Source organism: Marinobacter flavimaris, assembly GCF_002933295.1.
In the GTDB taxonomy this organism is placed as follows: Bacteria; Pseudomonadota; Gammaproteobacteria; order Pseudomonadales; family Oleiphilaceae; genus Marinobacter; species Marinobacter flavimaris.
Genome location: NZ_PSSW01000006.1, coordinates 242,145 through 263,008, shown reverse-complemented (window position 1 = coordinate 263,008; position 20,864 = coordinate 242,145). Strand labels below are relative to the sequence as shown.

Here is a 20,864-nt window from a genome sequence, read left to right as displayed (position 1 = left end):
AAAAACCGGAATCGGTTGACCCATCGTGACCGCTCAGAGTACAAAACTCACTCCAGCGTGATGGCCGTGTGCAAATCGGTCACGATCCCCGGAATGACCGGTCACGTTCGCCGGAATACGCAACACCGAAATACTCATCGGCAATGTTGCGGCCGCCAATGATGGTGGCCTGGTTGTCAGCCGTGAATGACTTGTTGTGCATCCGGCGGTTCAGGCGACCAAAGTCCGTCAGAAAACCCAAAGTCCGGGAACTACGGATCACAAACGGATTGAACAGCCGAACCTCGACGTTGTCGTGATGATTTAACGCCGCCAGGAGATCGTCCAGGCCGGCGATGCCGTTGTCATCCAGGAGCAACCGAACCCGAACGCCACGTTCGGCCGCGCGATATAGCGAGTACAGAAGCAGCTTGCCGGTAATATCGTCCCGCCAGATGTAGTACTGGACATCCAGGGATCTCTCGCTGGCCTCTGCGAGCAAAGCGCGGGCAACGAAAGCGTCCAGTGGATGCTCCAGCGTTGTAATACCACTGAGATCGGGGTGGGTTTCAATCTCTCTGCCAACTGCGCTGCCAAGGCGCGTATCTGCCGTCTGCGCCTGAACGAATGCAACAGACTGTGAGCGGTCTTTCAGGGATGGCAACGCACAACCTGCCAGCAGACCTGTCAGCATTAGGAGTGCAAGAAGGGTAAAAGTTCGGCATTCAGTCATTTTGCACGGGGCCATCCAGGTCGAGATTGAGAGAGTCTTCCCCTTGAAGCATGACACAAAGCATTTCCGATCTTTATATTTCCTATTGATATAACGTTAGACTCTAAAGTTTGGTACGCTTTGATATATCTCAAACACCACTCGCGCAGAGCAAACAAAGACAAGAGGTTCGAGGCATGACCAGCAACACAACCACCACGGGCAGCGTCAAAACTCATACCGTCATAATCGTGGGCGGCGGGGCAGCCGGTATATCGGTAGCATCCAGCATCCACAAACGGGATAGCAGCATCGACATTGCCATCGTGGAGCCAGCCATCCGGCACCACTACCAGCCCGGCTGGACGATGGTGGGAGGCGGGGTTTTCCGGCCCGAGGTCACCTCCAAGCCCATGTCAGACGTCATGCCCAGTTTCGTGTCCTGGTACCAGCAACCGGTGACCGCCATCGACCAGGACAACAACCAGGTTTCCCTGGGTGACGGCTCATCCATGCAATACAAGGCGCTGGTTCTCGCTCCCGGCCTGGAGCTGAACTGGGGCGGCATCGAAGGTCTTGAGGAGGCGCTGGGCTCCAACGGGGTCACCTCCAACTACCGGGAAGGCATGGCCAGCTACACCTGGGACATTGTGCAGAAGCTCAAGAAAGGCCGGGCTCTTTTCAGCCAGCCGCCAATGCCGATCAAATGTGCAGGCGCCCCTCAGAAAGCCATGTATCTGTCTGCCGATTACTGGCTCAAGCACGGCGTGCTCAACAATGTGGATATCCAGTTTCATAACGCCGGAGCCGTCTTGTTTGGTGTCGCCGATTACGTCCCGGCCCTGGAAGCCTATGTCGAAAAATACGGCATCGACCTGAATTTCCAGAGCACACTGGTTGCCGTGAACGGGCCTTCGAAAACAGCCGTTTTCCGCTCAACCGATGGCGAGGGCAACAGCCAGGACCGCGAAGTAAGCTTTGATATGCTGCACGCCGTGCCGCCCCAGCGGGCACCGAAGCTGATCCGGGAATCCGCACTGGCAAATGAAGGCGGCTGGCTGAATCTTGAGGACGATACCCTGCGCCATAAAACCTACACCAACATTTTTGGCCTTGGCGACGTGAGCGGAACCGGAAACGCAAAAACCGCCGCCGCGGTGCGCAAACAGGCGCCGGTGGTGGCGGAAAACCTGGTGGCCACGCTCCGAGACCAGCCCCTTGAGGCCGCCTATCTGGGCTATGGTTCCTGCCCGCTGACCGTGGAAAACGGCAAGATCGTACTGGCGGAATTCGGCTACGGCGGCGTACTCCAGCCCAGCTTCCCGAAATGGATCAACGATGGCACCAAGGCTACCCGAGCCGCCTGGTGGCTGAAGGCCAAGCAGCTGCCGACCCTTTACTGGCATGGCATGTTAAAGGGGCATGAATGGCTCGCGAAACCGGCCAAAAGATAAGTTGCCAAACCTTTAGGGGTAAAGGCACCGAAACCTTGTGTTACACATGAGAACAACTGGAAAATAAGGTGCTTCGGCTTTGAATTCCGGGCAGTTTTATTATTGCAATCGGGAATTTCCTTAGCTCCTTAATCTGTACTCCCTATAGTTCTTTTGCATTAATTGTCCTACTTTGAAATAGTAAACATTCCTGTTTCCATTCAAATCAGGCCCCGTCATGCGAAAGAATCTACCGGTCACGGATAACGAGAAAACCTTCTCGCCTAACCAGAAACTGATTTCTTCCACTGATCTGAAAGGGAAGATTCGCCACTGTAACTCTGCGTTTGTCGAGGTGAGTGGTTTCACTCGTGATGAGCTGATCGGCCAGCCCCACAACATCGTCCGGCATCCGGATATGCCGCCGGCCGCCTACGAAAACATGTGGTCCCATCTGAAAGCCGGCCAACCCTGGATGGGTCTGGTAAAAAATCGGTGCAAGAACGGTGACTACTATTGGGTCAGTGCCTACGTTACGCCCGTAACCGAGAACGGTAAGGTGGTCGGGTACGAGTCCGTCAGATCCTGCCCGGACAGAGAAGACGTGGAGCGGGCGGAAAATCTGTATGCCTCCATCCGTGCAGGAAAGTCCGGCATCCCTCTGTGGCACAGGGTGCAACCTCCCACCATCTTTCTTGCCCTCGTATTCATCGTCGCAGGCGCCCTGTTTCTCGCCGGTCAGCAAACCTTCTCGGAACTGGTTCTGGCCGGTGGCGTCATTGCTTATGCCGGCTGGATGCATCTGGCCCGTAAGCAACTAATGGGGTCGGTCACGAAGCTACTTGAACACAGCTTTACGGATGATCTCGCTGCAAAGAGCTACACCGATGACGACCTGCCACTTGGGCGCATCAAAGTCGCAGTGAAAGCCCAACAAGCACACCTGGATGCGGTACTTACCAGACTTGAAGATTCTGCCGATGAGATGAGGCTGCACTCTGTTAAAGGTCGGGAGGTCAGTTTCGAAGCACAGGAGGCCCTGAAGCAGCAGCAGTCCGAGACCGAACAGGTTGCAGCGGCCGTGCACGAGATGTCTCAAACGATTGCTGAAGTCTCATCAAATGTTCAATCAACCGCAGAGCGAGCAGACAGTGCCAAGGAATTTGCCAATGAGGGTCGCTCTGTTGTTCGCGGCACTCGGGAGGCGATTGAGACCCTTAAGGGTTCCGTCCATGGCATCAGCGATTCCGTCGGGGAATTGGCGCAACAGACTCAACAAATAGCCTCCGCTGCAAAGATTATCGAGGAAATCGCCGAACAGACCAATCTGTTGGCACTGAATGCCGCCATAGAAGCAGCCAGGGCCGGGGAACATGGTCGCGGTTTCGCTGTGGTAGCCGAGGAGGTGCGAGGTCTGGCCTCCCGCACCCGCAACTCGACGAGTGAAATCCATGGCATCGTAAACGAATTGATTTCTCGCTCTGAGGAGGCCAATCAAAAGGCCGACGAAGGCAAACTGTCAGCAGACGAAGGCATGGAAAAAATGCTCTCGGCCGAGAGCACTCTGAATGATATCGCCGAGTCCGTCACCAACATTGCTGAAATGGCGCTGCAGATGGCGGCAGCGGTGGAAGAACAGGCTCAGGTGTCGGACCAGATTAATGAGCAGGTGGAAAAAATATCCGATCTGGCGTCCAACAACCTGGCCAAAGGTGAGGAGTCCACCCAATGCGTGAAAAACATTGAACAGATTGCGAACGATTTGCACGAGCTCGTCGTTAGGTTCAAATGACGGATAATTCCAGGTGGCACGACGACAATGATTGAGCAAGGCCTGGCGTCGGCGCTGATGGATGCGGCGGTTGATGCCATTATCGTTATCGATGACAAAGGAATCATTCAGCAGTTCTCTGAGTCTGCGACAGTGCTTTTCGGCTATGCTCCCGAGGAGGTATTGGGTAATAACGTGTCCATGCTCATGCCTGAGCCCGACGCCCGGCATCATGACCAATACATTGAAAACTACAAAAGCAGCGGCGTTGGAAAAATTATTGGCATCGGTCGTGATGTCCGGGGCCAGCGGAAAAACGGCCAAACCTTCCCAATGCACCTATCCGTAGGCGAGACCAGGCTTGCTGACCAACATCTGTTTGTCGGCATCTGCCACGACCTAAGCAGTTATAAAAATGCACTCGACAAGCTTGCCGCAGCAGAGGAGCGCTATCGGGAAATCGTCCAGGCGCAGAAACAGTTTATCCTTCGCCTCGACAGCGATTTCCGCATTACCTTTGCTAATGCCTCATTTACCAGGGCCCTGGGCACAGAGAACACCGACATTATCGGCGCCCCCATCACGGTCTTCTTCAATGAACCGGGCCACCATATCCGTCAACGACTGGCCTCACTGTTCAATGATAAGGATGCGTCTGAAGAGATTGCCGTCAAAGTGACGATGATTGGAAAAGATGGCGCGCAAACGCTGGTCGAATGGAGCTTTCGAAGGACCTCGGCGCCCGGAAGCGATGATGCCGAGGTACAGGGCTTTGGCATCGACGTATCTGAACAGGAGCAGGCACTCCAGCAGGCACACTACCTCAGGACACACGATCCTTTAACTGGTTTGCTCAACAAACAAACACTGGTTGAAGATTGCAAGGTCTGGTTCAAAAGCGCCAGTCCCGGGGCGCTCCTCTTCATCGATATTGAACATTTCAGCCTTATCAATCAGCGTTATGGCTACGAGATTGGCGATGCAGTTCTTATCAAGCTTGCCAACCGTATCGGTCGCGCTATTCAGCGCGCCAATCATTGCGCGCGCGCAGGAGCGGATACGTTCCTTGTCGCACTGCATGTCAGCAGCCGTGCAGACGCAGAGGCTATTGCTGAACGCATTGTCGACTACGTTTCGAAGCCTTTTAAACTTCGGGAAAACCAGTTGAACGTGAGGGCAACCATCGGGATTGCGATGTACCCTGCGGATTCCGGGGTTGTTGAAGTATTACCGGAATTGGCGGAGTCCGCCAAAGGGTCTGCACGGCGACGCAACCAGCGTATCGGCGTTTTTGATTCCGAACATCACAGGGTTCTTCATCGGCAAATAGAAATAGAGCAGGGGCTGAAGGATGCCATCGAGAATCGGCAACTGGCAGTCTATCTGCAACCAAAATACAAGTGTGCTGATCGATCGATAGCCGGCTATGAGGCTTTGGTTCGCTGGCACCATCCAAAGGAGGGATTTGTCTCTCCGGGTGAATTTGTTCCCATCGCGGAAAAATCCTCTCTGGGCCTGGAGCTGGATCGGTATGTTCTGAGTCAGGTTTTTGCACTTATATCGACCGCTCGAGCCACGATTCCCGGTTTCCCACCGGTCGCCATCAACATAACACCAGCACACTTTTCACAGGCGGATTTCCACAAGTGGGTATTGGCGAGCATCGCAGAGGCGCAGATTCCGATCGAAAGCGTCGAACTCGAGATTACCGAGGGTGCGGTCATGGAACGGTCGGAAGAAGCCCATCATAACCTTGATGCGCTTCGCACCCAGGGTGTCCGTATCGCTATTGATGATTTCGGCACTGGTTACTCTTCACTGAACTATCTGCGATACCTCGGCATTGATGACCTGAAAATCGACAAAACCTTTGTGGATGAGGTCTCGACGGAAAAAGGAGCAGTGATCGTCAAATCCATTATTGATATCGCCGTCGCTCACAATATTCAGGTTATTGCAGAGGGCGTAGAAACTGTTGAGCAGTTCGAACTGTTACGTGAAATGGGTTGTCATCTGTGCCAGGGCTATCTACTGTCGAGGCCGTTACCTGTTGAAGAAGCCATTGAACTTTTTTCCCAGCAGTCGTCTGGTCAAACAAGGTGAGTCAGAACCATGGACAGCAGTACCCTGGAGAAGCGTCGGCTCACAGCACTTGAGCGCCTGGGCATCCTTGATACGCCCCCGGAAGATCGGTTCGAAAGGCTCACCCGGATTGCCCGCCAATACTATGGCGTGAAAACCGCGCTCTTTTCGATAATTGATAGCGAACGGCAGTGGTTCAAATCCCGCCAGGGCCTCGAAGCCAGCCAAACCCCCCGCTCCGTTGCTTTTTGCGATTACGCAATCCAGCAGGACAAGGCGTTTATAGTGTCGGACGCCACGAAAGATCCACGCTTTTCGCAAAATCCCCTTGTGACCGGCTTCCCCAATATTCGATTCTATGCCGGCATGCCGGTGCGCGAGCCAACCGGTTTCAAAATCGGCACGATCTGCATTATCGACGATAAGCCGAGGGATTTCGGGGAATTGGACCTCGATATCCTTCGCAACCTGGCCACGATGATAGAAGACGAACTCGAGCGAACCTACCTGTCGATCGAAAACCATGAGTTCGTCGAGGTTTCCCACCTCAACCGGTCGATCCAGAGGGCCCTGAACGTCTTTCTTACCAGTGATAACCAGCATGCTGCCTTCGAGCAAATGCTGAATGACATGCTGTCTCTCACAGGCAGCCAGTTCGGTTTCATCGGTGAAACCCTGTTCCGGCCCAACGGCGACCCTTATCTGAAAATCGGCGCGATCACCAACATTGCCTGGAATCCGAAAACACAGGCGCTTTACCAGCAGGTGGAAAGGCGAGGGCTGGTTTTCGACCGCCTTGATACCCTAATTGCCCTTCCGATGACCACGGGAGAAGTTGTGGTCTCGAAGGATGTTACCACCGACCCCCGCCGTGGAGGATTGCCGGAGGGGCACCCAAACATCGACGCCTATATCGGCATTCCGGTCTTCTCGGGCGATCAACAGGTGGGGCTCGTAGGGCTGGCCAATCGCCTCGGGGGATATAAGGTCAGGCTAGCCGAAGAGTTGGAGCCACTGCTACAAACCCTCGGGAACCTGATTGAACGGAAGCGCCTGCATCACGAAAAACAACAGCATCAGGAACGCCTTGAAAAAGCCGCCAATTATGACGCCCTTACTGGGTTGCCCAACCGCCGGAGACTCACGGAAATCTTCACCCAGGAGCTCCATGAGGCTAATCTCCGCCATGGCACGGTGGCGCTCTGCTTCATTGATCTGGACGGTTTCAAAGCCATCAACGATCACCACGGCCATGCATTGGGCGACGCTGTTCTGAAGATCATTTCCGAACGTCTGAAAGCCACTATACGGCAACACGATGCCATCGGCAGACTCGGGGGCGATGAATTCGTCGCTGTTCTCAGGGATGTCGAAGACTCAACAGTCTACAACCGGATTCTGGAAGCTATCCGCCGGCCCATCAGCTACCAGAATGCCGTCATGAAACTGTCGGCCAGTATGGGGGTGACCGTTTATCCCGATGACGCCGAAGACCCCGATACGTTGCTTCGGCATGCCGATCAGGCTATGTATGCGGCCAAAGATTCGGGGAAAGATACCTATAGCCTGTTTGATCTGGCGTCTCACTTTAATCGCAAGGAGCGAGTTCGTGTCCTCGAGCAGGTCGACGAAGCGCTGGCAAAAAAACAGTTCGAACTTTACTACCAGCCCAAGATCAACTACCGCACCGGAACGGTTGAAGGTTTTGAAGCACTGATTCGTTGGAATCACCCGGAGGAGGGACTCCTTTCCCCGGCGCGTTTTCTGGAGCACCTGGAGTTCACCGATTACGCCAGGCAGGTTGGACTGTTCGTGATGGAAAGCGCGGTCAGCGTAATCTGTGAATTCATGGACCTGGGGCTGCCGTATACCCTGAGTATCAACCTCAGCCCGTCCCACTTCCTGAGTGAACACTTCCCCGACGATATAACGGGCATGCTGAACGAGTGCCCTCACGAGGTGCGTGACCGGCTGATCATTGAAATCCTGGAAACGACCGCATTGGACGATACCACGACCGTCATGAAGAATCTCAGCGTCTGTCGCAATACCGGTCTTTGCATCTCCCTGGATGATTTCGGAACCGGCTACTCTTCACTGAATTACTTCCGGACATTGCCGGCCCAGGAAGTGAAGATTGATAGAACCTTTGTGGGTGATCTGATAGGGAACCAGGATAACTCGATGATCGTAGAAGCTATTTTACGCCTGTCCCAGAGTTTTCAGAGGCGCACCGTGGCGGAAGGGGTGGAGACGGCCGAGCAAGAACAACGTCTCCTCGAACTTGGCTGTGATGTCGGGCAGGGCTACCGGTACAGTCCACCTCTGCCACTGGCAGAAGCGCTCGACTGGGCCAATAATTTCAATTGGGCTCGTTACCATTCGGGCCACAACTAGCCGCGAACAAGCGGCCTTCGTGTGAGGGATCACATGCACCTGACTGCAGAAACCAGGCTCAATGCCATTCTTGACGGCACCGGGGCAGGCACCTGGGAATACAACCTGGACACCGGCGAAATCATCTTTAATGAACGCTGGGCCACCATGCTGGGTTACACCCTGGAAGAGCTTTCGCCATTGTCGTTCCAGACCTGGGAAAAGCTCAGTCATCCCACCGATATCGAGTCAGCAAACCAGGCATTGACCGCGTATCTGAGCGGTGATGCCCACCAGTTTGAATGCGTGGTGCGTATGCTTCACAAGGACGGAGACTGGCGTTACATCCACACCCGCGGGACCCTGTTCAACAATGACCAGACGGCAGAAAGCCGTTGGCTGATGGGTACCCATCTGGATGTCACGGAAGAGAAAGTTTCCCAGCACCAACTGCAGCAACTTGCCGAATCCCTCCCGGGGGTCATATATACCTTTACCCTCAATAAAGATGGCAGTTTTCTCTTTCCCTATATGAGTCGCAAGGCCAAGGATTTCTATGGCGTAACGCCAGCGGAAACCCGAACCCACCCGGAACGGATGTTTGAAGCCATTCATCCAGAGGATGTTGCAAGAGTTCACGAGACCATCGAGCTTTCCCGCAAGACGCTACGCGAATGGGTTTGCGAATACCGCATTATGAAAGATGGCCAGACCCGATGGCTGCGAGGTGTTTCCCAGCCGGAGAGAAATCCGGACGGTAGCACCACTTGGCATGGCGTTATTACTGACATCGACGACCAGAAACGCCTGGAATTCCAGCTGGAAGCTCTGACGATTACCGATGAACTGACAGGGCTCTATAACCGGAGATATCTGCTCAGAAAGCTTGAGGAACTGGCGGAACAATCTGCCCGTTACGACCATCCGTTCTCATTGCTTTCCCTGGACATTGATTTCTTCAAAAGCGTCAACGATTCCTGGGGCCATCTTACCGGCGATAAGGTATTGCGCAAGGTGGCCAGCCTGATCGAAACGCGGACCCGCAAGACCGACATTGTTGCACGCACCGGAGGGGAGGAATTTATCGTTCTGATGCCTCACACCACGTTGAGTGATGCCCGGCATGTTGCCGAATCCCTACGTATCGGTATGGAGACGGAGAGCTTTCTCAGTGACGATGACACCCCTTTCAACGTTACCTTGAGTGCCGGGGTCGTATGCTGGAGCAGACACATAAGCAGGGTTCGGGAGCTGCTGTCGGCATGCGACCAGCTGCTTTACCAGGCCAAGAGAGCAGGCAGAAATCAGGTGGTGGTCAGCAAAATCGGCGCTGAAAAGAGCTGACAGATAAAAAACAGCGTATTCTGGCTTTCGACAACAACCATGAACGGAGACTGAGCATGATCGGATACGTCACCCTTGGCGTCAGTGATATGGAAAGAGCAAAGGCATTCTATGCCGAATTGTTGAGCGACCAGGGGGCCAAGCTGCTTCTGGACATGGGCCGTATCGCCTTTATCGGCAAGCGCATGAGCGAGCCCATGATCGCCGTTTGCGTTCCCTTCAATGAAGAGCCCAACCATCCCGGCAACGGCAATATGGTCGCCCTTCCTGCGGGTTCCAAAGAGGGTGTGGATGCCATGTACAAGAAAGCGATCGAACTTGGTGCCACCTGCGACGGCGAGCCCGGGCAGCGAATTCCGGACCAGTTCTACGGCGCCTATGTGAAAGACCCGGACGGCAACAAGCTGGCGTTTTTTGTATTCGGTTGATTAATTGCGGCCCTCAGACGAGGGCCGCAGTTTTTACATTTTCAGCTTACCGCTGTCGCCACTTCCACCTTGCCGGTTTTCAGCAACGCGTAACCGAAACCGATCACCAGTGATCCCACGGTAATCGCAATCAGGTAGGGCAATACGGTACTAACCGCATTCGGAATGGCAAGCACAAACAGCCCGCCGTGGGGTGCCATCAGCTTGACGGTGAACAGCATCGACAGAGCACCGGTAATTGCGCCACCGATCATGCACACCGGAATGACCCGCAACGGATCCTTCGCCATAAAGGGTATCGCGCCTTCCGAGATAAAGCACAAACCCAACACGAAGGACGCCCGTCCGGCCTGGCGTTCCGCCTCTGCAAACTTACGCCGGGCGATGAACGACGCCACACCCATGCCGATCGCCGGCACCATTCCTGCCGCCATGATGGCCGCCATGGGTGCCGAGCCGCCGCTACCCTCTGAAAGCAGACCCACGCCGAAGGTATAGGCCGCCTTGTTGACAGGCCCTCCCAGGTCAAAGCACATCATGGCACCCAGAATGCCACCAAGCAGGATCGCATTGGTCGTTCCCATACCCTCGAGGAATCCGGTCAGGGCGCCCATGATGGCAGCCATGGGCTCTCCAATCACATAGATCATCCCCAGGCCGGTAACCAGACTGGCCAGCAACGGAATGATGAGGATCGGCTTCAGCGATTCGATGCTCTCGGGCATTGGCAGTTTCTGGCTGATAAAGCGCGCTACATAACCAGCGAGAAAACCCGCCACAATACCGCCGAGGAATCCGGCTCCCAGTTCGCCCGCCAGAAACCCACCGATCATTCCCGGCGCGAGGCCGGGACGGTCGGCAATCGACCAGGCAATGTATCCGGCCAGCAACGGAATCATCAGTTTGAAGGCGGTGCCACCACCAATCTGCATCAGGGCGGCAGCCAACGTGCCTTCCTCCTGAAACGCTTCAATCCCGAACACGAAGGACAGAGCGATCAGCAAACCGCCAGCCACCACCATGGGCAGCATAAAAGAGACACCGGTCAGCAGGTGCTTGTAAGGCCCCTTTTTCTCTCCACTTCCGGAAGCGCCAGACGTTTTCTTCTGGCCGGCGTTCAGAACCACGGCCTGTTCCAGGGCATCACGGATGGTATCGGCTGGTTTTTTCAGGGCGGCACCGGTCGAGGTCCGCCAGACCCGCTTGCCAGAGAAGCGGCCCGGATCTACCTCAATATCACAGGCCAGGATCACCACATCGGCAGCCGCAATTTCCTCCTCCGTCAGCGGATCCTGGGCGCCGACCGACCCCTGGGTTTCTACACGGATCTTGTGGCCAGCGGATTGCGCCGCGGCGGTCAGGGCCTCTGCCGCCATAAAGGTATGGGCGACGCCAGTGGGGCATGCAGTAACGGCAACGATCCGCTTACCGGCAGAGGTACTGCCGACAGCGGTACTGGTTGCTATAGATTCCTGACTGGCCATTGCCGGGTCCCAGGGTGTGGCCTCCGCCTGCGCCCGGGTAAGGATGGCGTCTGGGTCTGGCAGGGCAGCGGTGACCGGAATCTGCAGCAAGCGTTTGCCGGCATAGACATCCAGATTTACCGGAACACCGACCGCGGCAATAACAAGATCGGCCTGTTGGATTGCCGCCTCGCTGGGCTTGTTGTCGGCTTTACCATCCGGGCCTCGAGTATCGGTGGTAACAGACCAGCCGCGCCGGTTCGCCGCCCGCTCAAGGGCCCGGGCGGCCAGGAAACGAGTCGCCACGCCCTGGGGGCAGGCGGTCACAATGATCAGATTCATAACCGTATCTCTCCGGTGTTGTTTTGCCCGGGCCATGGCTGCACCCGGGTTTGTTGGAGAAGGGAGGGAAAGTCCGGGGCCTCGGGGTCTCCGACACCAATGTGTTGCACACATTCGGCAGACAAAGCCGTGGCGAACGCCAACACTGTGTCTTCAGACTGTCCACCAAGCACGCCATGGAGCATGCCTGCGAGCAAGGTATCGCCGGCGCACACGGTGCTGACCAGCGAGACCGGGGGTACCCGGGACCTCAGGATGCCGGCCGGCGACGACCAGAACACGCCGTCTGCACCCATGGATACCACCACGTGGGACACGCCACCGGCACGGATGCCGTCAACCGTAGCTGCCACTGAGGCCAAATCCTTCAGGGGTGTGCCGGCCCAGTCAGACAGCTCGTCCGTGTTGGGTTTGATGGCGTAGGGACCAGCTTTGATGCCGGCCTTCAGGCCCGCGCCACTGGTATCCAGCCATACCGGTTTGTCTGCTTGGGAAGCTTGCTCGACAAGGTTTGCCAATCCAGAAGGCGGAAAGCCATCTGGCAAACTGCCTCCGATGACCACCGCGTCGCATTCCGGCAGCAGGGATTTAAGGCGGAGTTGAAGGCGCTGAACTGCGTCATCCGGGACCCGGAAACCGGGGCCATTCAGATCGGTTACCCGGCCGCCAGCCTCAGCAATCTTGATGTTGTTTCGGTTCTGGCCGGGAACGCGTACAAAACTGTCCTGCAGGCCCTCTGCCTCAAACAGACGTTCAAAGGGCGCAGCATTGGCGTCTCCCAACAGCCCTGCAACGGTGACCGAATGGCCCAAACGCGCCAGCACCCGAGCTACATTGATGCCTTTTCCGGCCGGCTCCATCAGGGTATGACCTGTGCGATTTACCTCTCCGAGAGCGAGGGGCGCCGTTTCAACACTCAGATCGAGAGCCGGATTCAGGGTGATTGTCAGGATACGGGCCATCACCAGGCCTCCAGGGCATCACGTACCTCGGACGCCGTCGCCAGAGACAGCGCCTTTTCAGCCTGTTGTCGGGCGTTTTCAAGGTTCAGACCGCGAATACAGGCCTTCACCAGGGGCACACGACGACTGGTCACAGACAGCTCGTCGACATCCAGCCCGACCAGAACCGGAATCGCCTGGGGATCTGAGGCCAGCTCCCCGCACACCCCGACCCAACGGTTGTGGGCATGGGCAGCTTCCACGGTCATCCGGATCAGCCGCAATACCGAGGGGTGCAGTCCATCCGATTCCGCAGAGAGCTGCCCGTGGCCGCGGTCGATGGCCAGTGTGTACTGGGTCAGGTCATTGGTACCTATCGAGAAGAAATCCACTTCCGGCGCCAGGGTCGAAGCCAGCAAGGCACAGGAGGGCACTTCAATCATCACGCCGACCTGAACATTACTGGCCGAAACCTCGCTCTGGACTTTTGTAACAATGGCCCTGGCTGCCCGGAACTCCTCGAGATCCTTCACCATGGGGAACATGATGCGAAGGGGGCGATCACCTGCCGCAGTCAGCAGGGCCCTGACCTGGGTTTCCAGGATGTCCGGGCGGGTCAGTGACAAGCGGATGCCACGCATGCCCAGAAACGGGTTGTCTTCCTGGGGTAACGGCCAGTAATCCAGCGGCTTGTCGCCACCCACATCCAGGGTCCGGGCTACCAGGGGCAAACCGTTCAGGGCATCGAACGCGTGCTGATATTCAGTGACTTGAGTGGCCAGATCCGGCGCTTCCGGATGGGCCATGAAAATGAACTCGGTTCGAAGTAGGCCAACACCGTCGGCGCCCCGTTCAACAGCATCCGGGGTGTGGGCGGTGTTGCCGAGATTGGCGCAGACTTCGATGGTATGGCCATCTACGGTGGTAGCAGGCTGATTGCGGTTCTCATGAGCTTCGGCCTGCAACGCGTCCAGTTGTTGCAGACGGCGACGGATCTTCTCGCAGCGTTCGGCCCCGGGGTTCGGCACCAGGCAACCCCGTTCGCCATCCACCACCAGATCGGAGCCATTCAGGATTGTCAGTATTCGCTCACCGGCACCCACGACCGCAGGCAGCCCCAGGGCTCGGGCCAAAATCGCACTGTGGGACGTCGCTCCCCCGCGGGCTGTGACGAGGCCACGCACCCTGGTGGTATCCAGCCGAGCCACATCCGATGGCCCGAGATCGTCAGCCACCAGGATATAAGGAGTGTCCGGCGGCGTCGGCATGGCCACGCCACAGAGGTTGGACAGGACCCGGCGCCCGACATCCCGCAGATCCGCGGCACGTTCGGCCAGCAAACGGTCCGCCAGCGCTTCCTGGGCCCTGGCCGCGGTATCTATGGCTTTCCACCAGCCTGCCTCGGCGGACGCCCCTTCGTTGATCGCTTCCAACGTAGCCTGGTAGAGATCTTCGTCCTGAAGCATTTCCACGTGAACCGAGAGAATAGGCGCGGCTTCGCCGCCTTCCGCCTGACGGATCAGGGTTCGAAGCTGACCGTCAGCACTATCGACGGCCTGGTTGAGGCGCTGGATCTGTTGTTCGCTATCTTCTGCGAATTGCGGATATTCAAGGGTCGGCTGTCGCATGACGAAAGCCGGTGCCAGGGCCAGTCCGGGAGATGCGGCAACCGCTTTAACCGGCTGATCATCCGTCAGTGCGGGAGCCTGTTCGGCTTCAGGCACCTTGGTTTGCGGATCCGCAGACCGCAATGGAGAAACTTTTTCACCCAGGCCGCCTTCAATGGCGCTGGTCAGAGACTGAATGGCCTGGCTTGCGTCATCCCCAGTCGCCGAAAGCAGCAACGTCTGACCCCTGCGGGCGCCCAGGCCGATCACCCGAGTCAGGCTGGTAGCGGATACTGCGGCACCTTCGCCTTCCAACAGGCGCAACCGAATACTGGCATTGTGGCGACGCGCCTCCTGGACGAGTTGCTTGGCGGGTCGCGCGTGTAGGCCATGGGTATTCAACAGGGTGACTTTCGCCGTCACTGCATCGGCCGCCTCGCCGGAAAACCTTGCCAACAAGGCCTCAGCACTCAGGCCCTGAATAGGTTCATCACCAGCCAGGAAAGTATCGATGCGCTCCAGCAGGTCATGGCACTCATCACCGGGTCCGGCCAGACAGAACACCCCACGCAGTTCCGCAGTTGCACGCTTTGGTGTTGCCAGTGAAAGGGTTGGGCGCCTGGCGCCAACAGTGTGGTGTGTCAGCCAGAAGCCCTGACCAAGGTCCACCGGTGGTTGGCCGACAATGCTGGCCAGAAAATCCGTGTCGACGCACCGCAAACTCTGCAGACGTGCAGCTGCAATCAAGGCCAGTTCGTTCGGTGTGGAGGCATCTATTCCCAGACAGAGCGTCTCGCTGTCGCATTTGGCAACGGCCGGAGCTTTGGAAAGCAAGGCAACCAGTTCCGCGGCATCCGTAGCATGGCCAAGCTTCTCAGCCAGTCCTGGCTTATCCAGTACCCGGGTCAAATGTCGGAGAATATCCAGGTGCTCGTCGGACTGTGCAGCGATGGCCACCAGTACATTTACCCGCGCACCATCGTGCCAGGTGACCCCCTCGGGGAATTGAAGAATGCGAACACCGGTTTCAAGGACGGCATCCCGGCTTTCCGGTGTACCGTGGGGAATGGCGATGCCGTTGCCCAATACCGTGGAAGACTGTTGTTCACGGGCGTTCATTCCAGCCAGGTATTCCGGGCAAGTCCGGCCAGCGCGCTCAAGGTCTCGAGCAGCCTGTTGCAGTGCGTCCTGCCAGTCAGAGGCAGTGGCACCCAATCGAACGTCATTGGCAGTTAGCGTCAGCATGAGGTTGCCTCGCTTTTTGTTTTGATACTGCGTATCAGTTTTTGTTTGCTGAATCGTGTCAGCATGCTTAAAATCGATGGTGAAACAGATATGATCAGAAATCAAGCAATCTTTTAATCGGAGCTGTCGTCCATGACCCTTGCAGAACTTGCCCGGCTTGCCGGCGTTTCAAGAACCACGGCCAGCTATGTCATTAATGGTCAGGGGGCTGCACGGCGCATCAAACAGGACACCATCGAAAAAGTGCTTACGGTGGCTCATAAGCACAACTTTCAGGTAGATACCCAGGCGGCAGCGCTACGGGGTGGGGCCAGCCGGACCCTCGGATTTATTCTGCCAGATCTCGAGAACACCAGTTATGCCCGCCTGGCCAAATTGCTTGAACAGGGCGCGAGGGCGAGAGGCTATCAGCTCCTGATTGCCGGCTCTGATGACGACCCCGAGACCGAAAAATCCCTGGCCCGAGCACTGAAAGCAAGGCGCTGCGACGCCCTGATTGTTGCCAGTGCTCTGTCCCTGGACGACCCCTTTTATCCCCAACTGCAAAAAGAAGGTCTACCGGTGATTGCTGTTGATCGCGCCCAGTCTCCGGATCAGATTCGATGTGTAGTCAGCGACAACCGCTCAGCAGCCGAGATCCTGACCCGTTCTGTGCTGGAAGGAGAAACCGGCAGTATCGCCTGGCTGGATGCCGTGCCGGAGATCGCCATGACCCGGGAGCGCCGGGAAGGTTTTATGGCGGCCGCAAATGAGGCCGGCATTGCCCCGCTGGTAGAAAGTGGCCTCCACTACGATCGCGCCTCCGGTGCCGCAATGATGCGTCGGATCCTGACTGACCATGGCTTGCCGGATGCCTTGGTTACAGCCTCTTTCACACTGCTTCAAGGGGTTCTGGATGTTCTGCTCGATCAGCCGGACCCGCTTCCGAAGGCTCTGAAAATAGCGACCTTCGGCGATGACCGGCTGCTGGACTTTCTTCCACTGGCGGTCAACTCTCTGCCCCAGGATCATGAGGCCATCGCCAATGCGACACTTGAGCAGGCACTGTCGGCTATTGCACAGGAAGGCCCTGTAGACACCATAGTGATTAACCGGTCTCTGAAGACTCGGGCCGCGGATCGGCAGAGTCGCCCTGTGCAAACCACCAGCGCGGAAAAAACCTGCTGATGGCCGGCTGCAGAAACCGGTCATCAATGAGCCAGATCACCCCCCGGTCTTCCGGGGTGCGAATCACCCGCCCCGCCGCCTGGGCCACTTTCTGCAGCCCCGGAATCAGATAGGTGTAGTCATAGCCGGCGCCGAAGCGTTTTTCGAGGCGACCCTTCAGGATTTCATGCCAGGCATCGAACGGCGGCAAGCCCAGGGTGGCCACAAAGGCACCGATCAACTGATCGCCGGGCAGATCAATGCCTTCACTGAACACCCCGCCCAACACCGCAAACGCCACACTGCCCTCCGGGTTCCGGAAACCGGCCAGAAAGTCTGCTCGATGCTGAGGCGACATGCCCGGTTGCTGAGCTCGCTGGGGTATATCCGGCGCATGCTCCGCCAACGCGTCGCTGGCCTGCTTCGCGTATTTGAAGCTGCTGAAAAACGCCAGGTAATGCCCGGGCCGCTCACGGAACTGGCGGGCGATCAGGTCGGCAATCGGTTTGAGTGATGCCTCCCTGTGAGCCTGGCGGGTGCTGATACCAGGCGTGAACTGCACCTGCAGCTGGTCGGCGCTGAACGGGCTGGGCAAGGAGGTAAAACGGGAATCCTCGGGCAATCCCAGCAAATCCCGATAGTAAACACCGGGGCTCAGGGTGGCGGAAAACAGCAGAACCGAATGCGCCGCTTCAAACCGCTCCCGCAGGAAATCCGCCGGAATGAGGTTCTGGAGGGTCAGGCTGGCCCGCCCCCGACCGGCGCGCTGGAACTCACACAGGGAATGATCACCAAAGGAGTCCGCCAGCTTCATGAAGGCGACGCTTTCAAACAACAGCTCCTGCAGGGCCAGATCCGGGGGATTATCGGCCAGGTAATCGGTCAGATTCGAAACCATCGCCTGCAGGGCACCCAGCAATTGCGTCGGCAGTGTCTCCAGAAACTCCGGGCTTTCTGTATCAGCCTGGTAATCCCGGATCAGGCTCTGCCAGGCGCGGGCGGTGCGATCGATGGCGGATTTCAGCGGCTTCGGTGCGGTTTTTTTGATCCTCAGTAAGCGCTGCTGATCCAGCCGAACCGAATACATACCCCGGCCACGGTCCACCAGGTTATGGGCCTCATCCACCAGCACGCTGGCCTTCCAGCTGTTCTGGCGAATCAAACCGTGGAGCAGGGCGGATTGATCGAACAGCCGGTTCACATCCCCGATCACCACATCGCTCCACCGGGCCATTTCCTGGGCCAGAAAGTAGGGGCAAATATCGTGACCGGCGGCGATCTTCGCCAGAGTGTGCTGATCCAGCGTGCCTTCGCTCTGGGCGGCTTCCGCCCGGGCGTCAGGAAGCCGGTCGAAAAACCCTTTAGCCAGGGGGCAGGAATCGCCATGACAGGCCTTGTCCGGGTGCTCGCAGGCGTCGTCTTTCGAGACCAGTTCCAATGTTCGCAGTGGCCAATGCTGGGCAGCTTGAGCCGAACGCAGGCGGGCTACCGCATCCATGGCCAACTGACGGGCGGTATTGCGACAGGTGAGGTAGAACAGGCGGTCCTGGCCGGCTGCTGGCATCGCCATCAACGCCGGGAACAGGGTGCCGAGGGTCTTGCCCAGGCCTGTGGGGGCTTCCAGCAAAAGGGTGCCGGACTTTACCGAGTTTTTGTACACCGTCTCCGCCAGCTGGCGCTGCCGGGGGCGAAATGCGGGGAAGGGGAATCTAAGGCCTGAAAGCAGGACATTGCGCTGCTCGCGGTGATGTTCTTCCTGCTCAGCCCAGGCCTTGTAATGACTACACAGGGTTTCCAGTTCCTGCCAGAGCTCTTTGGCACTGGCGGTCTCCACCACTGGCGTTTCCTTGTCTCTTCCAGTGTCGTAATAGATCAGTGCCAGCTCCAGGGTTTTCCGGTTTTCCTGCCGGCACAACAGCGCGCCGTAGGCTCTCAGCTGAGCGCGATGGAGTGCCCGCTGATGCTCACGGATTCGGGACAGGTCGCCCCGATGGGTTTTGATCTCTTCCAGCCGGCCTCGGTGGGGGTTATAGATATCGGCGCGGCCGGAAAGCAATAACCCCATACATTCACCGGTCAGTAAATGCTCGCTTTTATAGCCGTAGCCGCGCCGGGACTGGATTGCCTGATGGCCAGCAATGCCCTCCTCGGCACTGGGTGCCGGGGTATAGCGGAAGTCCAGGTCGCCCTTACGCGCGGCAAACTCGCACAGAGTCCGGACGGCAACTGTCACCGTCATTCCATCGCCTCGCTCGCCTGCCATCGCACGTAACAAACACTGGCGGGGATGCCTTCAACCGCAAAGAACTCGAGCCAACGAATCTGGTGGTCCTGCAAACGGTCACCCGGCCCCTTCACTTCGATCATTTCATAACGCTTGTCAGGCTCAGCCGCATTGGGGAGAAACCGGATCAGATCAGGAAAGCCGCTACGATGCTCCCGGATATTCAACAGCAGGCGACGGAACAGGCGTTCCAGATCCGCCGGTGGCAGACAGTCCAGCGCCAGGCTCAGCAGTTCCTCGGTGATGACCGGCCAGATGACGAACGGATTGGTGGTGCCCTGTTTGGCCCGGTAATTCGCCAGTATCCGCTCCCGATAACTGCCATCCGCCAGCCGCGCAAAGCATTGCTCGAACGATCCCTTCCGACGGCTGACGAAATCTTCCCGGGTCAGGTCCGCCGGGCCCACATGGAAGGGATGGAAAAAGGCCCCCGGCACCGGCGCAAAAATGGTTTGCCAGCACAGAAGGCCGAACAGGCCGTTGATCAGGGTGTTCTCCACATAAAGCACGGGCGCCTCGTCCCGATACAGGTGGTCCCGAACGGCGTATTCGACCGACCCGACCTCTGGCTTCGGCAGGGTGAAGGTGATCTCCCGGATGAGCGGCTGCTCTGGGGGCGGTGGCGGTATCTCGCCAAGCCGGCTCGCAAGCCGCTTGAGAATCCGCGCCAGGCCCTGGGCTTCAGCATCGCTCAGTTCCTGGTTCTGCCACTCGGAGGCAATGGCCCAGGCTTCCTGGTGACGCTTCATCCGCTCCAGCAACCGGAGCTGTTTCAGCCGCGCTTCCCGATGGCCGCTGCTGGCGAAAGCCTCCAACGCCAGCTTCCGTTCCCCCTGGCGCTCTGCCTGCCGGCCCAATTCCAGCAACAGCCGGTCCCGGCGGCTGGTCAGCCAGGCGTTATCCGAGGGTGCCGGAACCGCCTGCCAAACCTCGTGGGCGAGTACGCCCTGGTCCAGCCATTCCCGGCACTGGTGCATGGCAAGATACAGGTCGACCTCTGAACGATACTGGAACGCCCGGGAATCAGGCGTGAAGGTCACCGGCTCATACTGCTGATGGCCCAGTTCCACCAGCACAAAATCGGACCAACTCTGGCGGAGGTTGCCGAAAAACATCAGGCGCATCCGGTCAAACAACGCCATGGTTTTGAGCCTGATAACCGGTCTGGCGTGCTGGCCGAGCCAGTCGGCAACGATCAGAGGGTCGGGAAATCGCAGAAGCAGAGCGTCGCGCATCCGGCCTTTGGGCAGGTTGGCGGGCTCTCCGGCCGCCTTTAAAAGCGGCTCCATGGCCGGACGCAGTTCTCCAAGCGTGAACAACCGAAACAGCTCATCCAGGCTGAGCAGAGGATCGGTGTCCAACCAGCCTGCCTCCATGATTTCGTCGAGGGCACGGGCCTCTGGTACGCCGAGCTCCGGATACTTGAGCTTGTCCGACCGGAAGAGATCGCCCGTGCGCATCACCATTCGGGTCAGCAAGGCCCGGGCCGGCATTGAAAGGGTATGAAAACTGGCCAGTCGATCCAGCTCTTCTGCTGTCAGCAAGTCACCGTGATGGCTCTGAACCCAGCCAAGGACGGTTTCCATGTTCTCGAGGTAATAGAGCGGATTATCGAGATCCGCAGTGGCCAGTTGTGTGCTCTGTCGCTTCGCCGGTGACATGGCCAGGTTGATCTTCCTTCAAGATGGTTCGGGAAAGTGACGCTACCACG

General features: G+C 57.6%; 12 protein-coding genes and 1 pseudogene. 7 read left to right on the top strand and 6 right to left on the bottom strand.

Translation table 11 applies throughout. The features are described from left to right. Positions 1-121 precede the first annotated feature (121 nt). Positions 122-712: pseudogene (locus MDHKLMBL_RS13275) on the bottom strand (phospholipase D-like domain-containing protein); the annotation flags it as partial. A 176-nt stretch (positions 713-888) separates the two neighbouring features. Here MDHKLMBL_RS13275 and MDHKLMBL_RS13270 point away from each other — a divergent pair. The 6 genes from MDHKLMBL_RS13270 to MDHKLMBL_RS13245 all read left to right on the top strand — a co-directional run bounded on the left by MDHKLMBL_RS13270 (position 889) and on the right by MDHKLMBL_RS13245 (position 10,125). Further along, complete coding sequence (locus tag MDHKLMBL_RS13270) at positions 889-2,145, top strand: NAD(P)/FAD-dependent oxidoreductase (RefSeq protein ID WP_053113421.1); 1,257 nt, start codon at positions 889-891, stop codon at positions 2,143-2,145. A gap of 217 nt (positions 2,146-2,362) precedes the next feature. Continuing rightward, positions 2,363-3,916 (top strand): methyl-accepting chemotaxis protein, encoded by a 1,554-nt coding sequence (locus MDHKLMBL_RS13265; RefSeq protein ID WP_053113420.1) that lies wholly within the window; start codon positions 2,363-2,365, stop codon positions 3,914-3,916. A gap of 27 nt (positions 3,917-3,943) precedes the next feature. After that, positions 3,944-5,998 (top strand): putative bifunctional diguanylate cyclase/phosphodiesterase, encoded by a 2,055-nt coding sequence (locus MDHKLMBL_RS13260; protein WP_053113419.1) that lies wholly within the window; start codon positions 3,944-3,946, stop codon positions 5,996-5,998. Between the two features lie 9 nt (positions 5,999-6,007). Continuing rightward, positions 6,008-8,374, top strand: a complete 2,367-nt coding sequence (locus MDHKLMBL_RS13255) for a sensor domain-containing phosphodiesterase (protein WP_104270985.1) — start codon at positions 6,008-6,010, stop codon at positions 8,372-8,374. 33 nt (positions 8,375-8,407) lie between these two features. After that, on the top strand, positions 8,408-9,697 hold the full coding sequence (locus MDHKLMBL_RS13250; RefSeq protein WP_104270984.1) for a sensor domain-containing diguanylate cyclase: 1,290 nt from the start codon (positions 8,408-8,410) through the stop codon (positions 9,695-9,697). Between the two features lie 56 nt (positions 9,698-9,753). Next, on the top strand, positions 9,754-10,125 hold the full coding sequence (locus MDHKLMBL_RS13245; RefSeq protein WP_104270983.1) for a VOC family protein: 372 nt from the start codon (positions 9,754-9,756) through the stop codon (positions 10,123-10,125). Between the two features lie 41 nt (positions 10,126-10,166). On the opposite strand, the gene MDHKLMBL_RS13240 is transcribed toward MDHKLMBL_RS13245, so the two are convergent. The 3 genes from MDHKLMBL_RS13240 to ptsP are packed head-to-tail and all read right to left on the bottom strand — an operon-like array spanning position 10,167 to position 15,723. Continuing rightward, positions 10,167-11,930: a PTS fructose-like transporter subunit IIB gene (locus tag MDHKLMBL_RS13240; RefSeq protein ID WP_104270982.1), complete on the bottom strand. Its 1,764-nt coding sequence runs from the start codon at positions 11,928-11,930 to the stop codon at positions 10,167-10,169. Then, complete coding sequence (gene pfkB, locus MDHKLMBL_RS13235) at positions 11,927-12,892, bottom strand: 1-phosphofructokinase (RefSeq protein WP_104270981.1); 966 nt, start codon at positions 12,890-12,892, stop codon at positions 11,927-11,929. Before pfkB ends, MDHKLMBL_RS13240 begins: the two co-directional genes overlap by 4 nt. Then, positions 12,892-15,723 carry a phosphoenolpyruvate--protein phosphotransferase gene (gene ptsP / locus MDHKLMBL_RS13230; RefSeq protein ID WP_104270993.1) on the bottom strand — a complete coding sequence of 944 codons (2,832 nt, stop codon included), beginning with the start codon at positions 15,721-15,723 and terminating at the stop codon, positions 12,892-12,894. The genes pfkB and ptsP overlap by 1 nt, the downstream gene beginning before the upstream one ends. A 132-nt stretch (positions 15,724-15,855) precedes the next feature. On the opposite strand from ptsP, the gene cra reads away from it, so the two are divergent. Continuing rightward, on the top strand, positions 15,856-16,890 hold the full coding sequence (gene cra, locus MDHKLMBL_RS13225; RefSeq protein WP_104270980.1) for a catabolite repressor/activator: 1,035 nt from the start codon (positions 15,856-15,858) through the stop codon (positions 16,888-16,890). Here cra and MDHKLMBL_RS13220 read toward each other — a convergent pair. Together MDHKLMBL_RS13220 and MDHKLMBL_RS13215 are read right to left on the bottom strand one after the other, a co-directional pair. Continuing rightward, a complete protein-coding gene (locus tag MDHKLMBL_RS13220) occupies positions 16,811-19,108 on the bottom strand; it encodes an ATP-dependent DNA helicase (protein WP_241956231.1) in 2,298 nt (765 codons plus the stop codon). The genes cra and MDHKLMBL_RS13220 overlap by 80 nt on opposite strands. Then, positions 19,105-20,814, bottom strand: a complete 1,710-nt coding sequence (locus MDHKLMBL_RS13215) for a VRR-NUC domain-containing protein (protein WP_104270979.1) — start codon at positions 20,812-20,814, stop codon at positions 19,105-19,107. The genes MDHKLMBL_RS13220 and MDHKLMBL_RS13215 overlap by 4 nt, the downstream gene beginning before the upstream one ends. Between the last annotated feature and the right edge of the window lie 50 nt (positions 20,815-20,864).

Coding starts and splice junctions, on each gene's coding strand:
- MDHKLMBL_RS13270 (WP_053113421.1), top strand. CDS start 889: ATGACCAGCAACACAACCACCACGGGCAGCGTCAAAACTCATACCGTC.
- MDHKLMBL_RS13265 (WP_053113420.1), top strand. CDS start 2,363: ATGCGAAAGAATCTACCGGTCACGGATAACGAGAAAACCTTCTCGCCT.
- MDHKLMBL_RS13260 (WP_053113419.1), top strand. CDS start 3,944: ATGATTGAGCAAGGCCTGGCGTCGGCGCTGATGGATGCGGCGGTTGAT.
- MDHKLMBL_RS13255 (WP_104270985.1), top strand. CDS start 6,008: ATGGACAGCAGTACCCTGGAGAAGCGTCGGCTCACAGCACTTGAGCGC.
- MDHKLMBL_RS13250 (WP_104270984.1), top strand. CDS start 8,408: ATGCACCTGACTGCAGAAACCAGGCTCAATGCCATTCTTGACGGCACC.
- MDHKLMBL_RS13245 (WP_104270983.1), top strand. CDS start 9,754: ATGATCGGATACGTCACCCTTGGCGTCAGTGATATGGAAAGAGCAAAG.
- MDHKLMBL_RS13240 (WP_104270982.1), bottom strand. CDS start 11,930: ATGAATCTGATCATTGTGACCGCCTGCCCCCAGGGCGTGGCGACTCGT.
- pfkB (WP_104270981.1), bottom strand. CDS start 12,892: ATGGCCCGTATCCTGACAATCACCCTGAATCCGGCTCTCGATCTGAGT.
- ptsP (WP_104270993.1), bottom strand. CDS start 15,723: ATGCTGACGCTAACTGCCAATGACGTTCGATTGGGTGCCACTGCCTCT.
- cra (WP_104270980.1), top strand. CDS start 15,856: ATGACCCTTGCAGAACTTGCCCGGCTTGCCGGCGTTTCAAGAACCACG.
- MDHKLMBL_RS13220 (WP_241956231.1), bottom strand. CDS start 19,108: ATGACGGTGACAGTTGCCGTCCGGACTCTGTGCGAGTTTGCCGCGCGT.
- MDHKLMBL_RS13215 (WP_104270979.1), bottom strand. CDS start 20,814: ATGTCACCGGCGAAGCGACAGAGCACACAACTGGCCACTGCGGATCTC.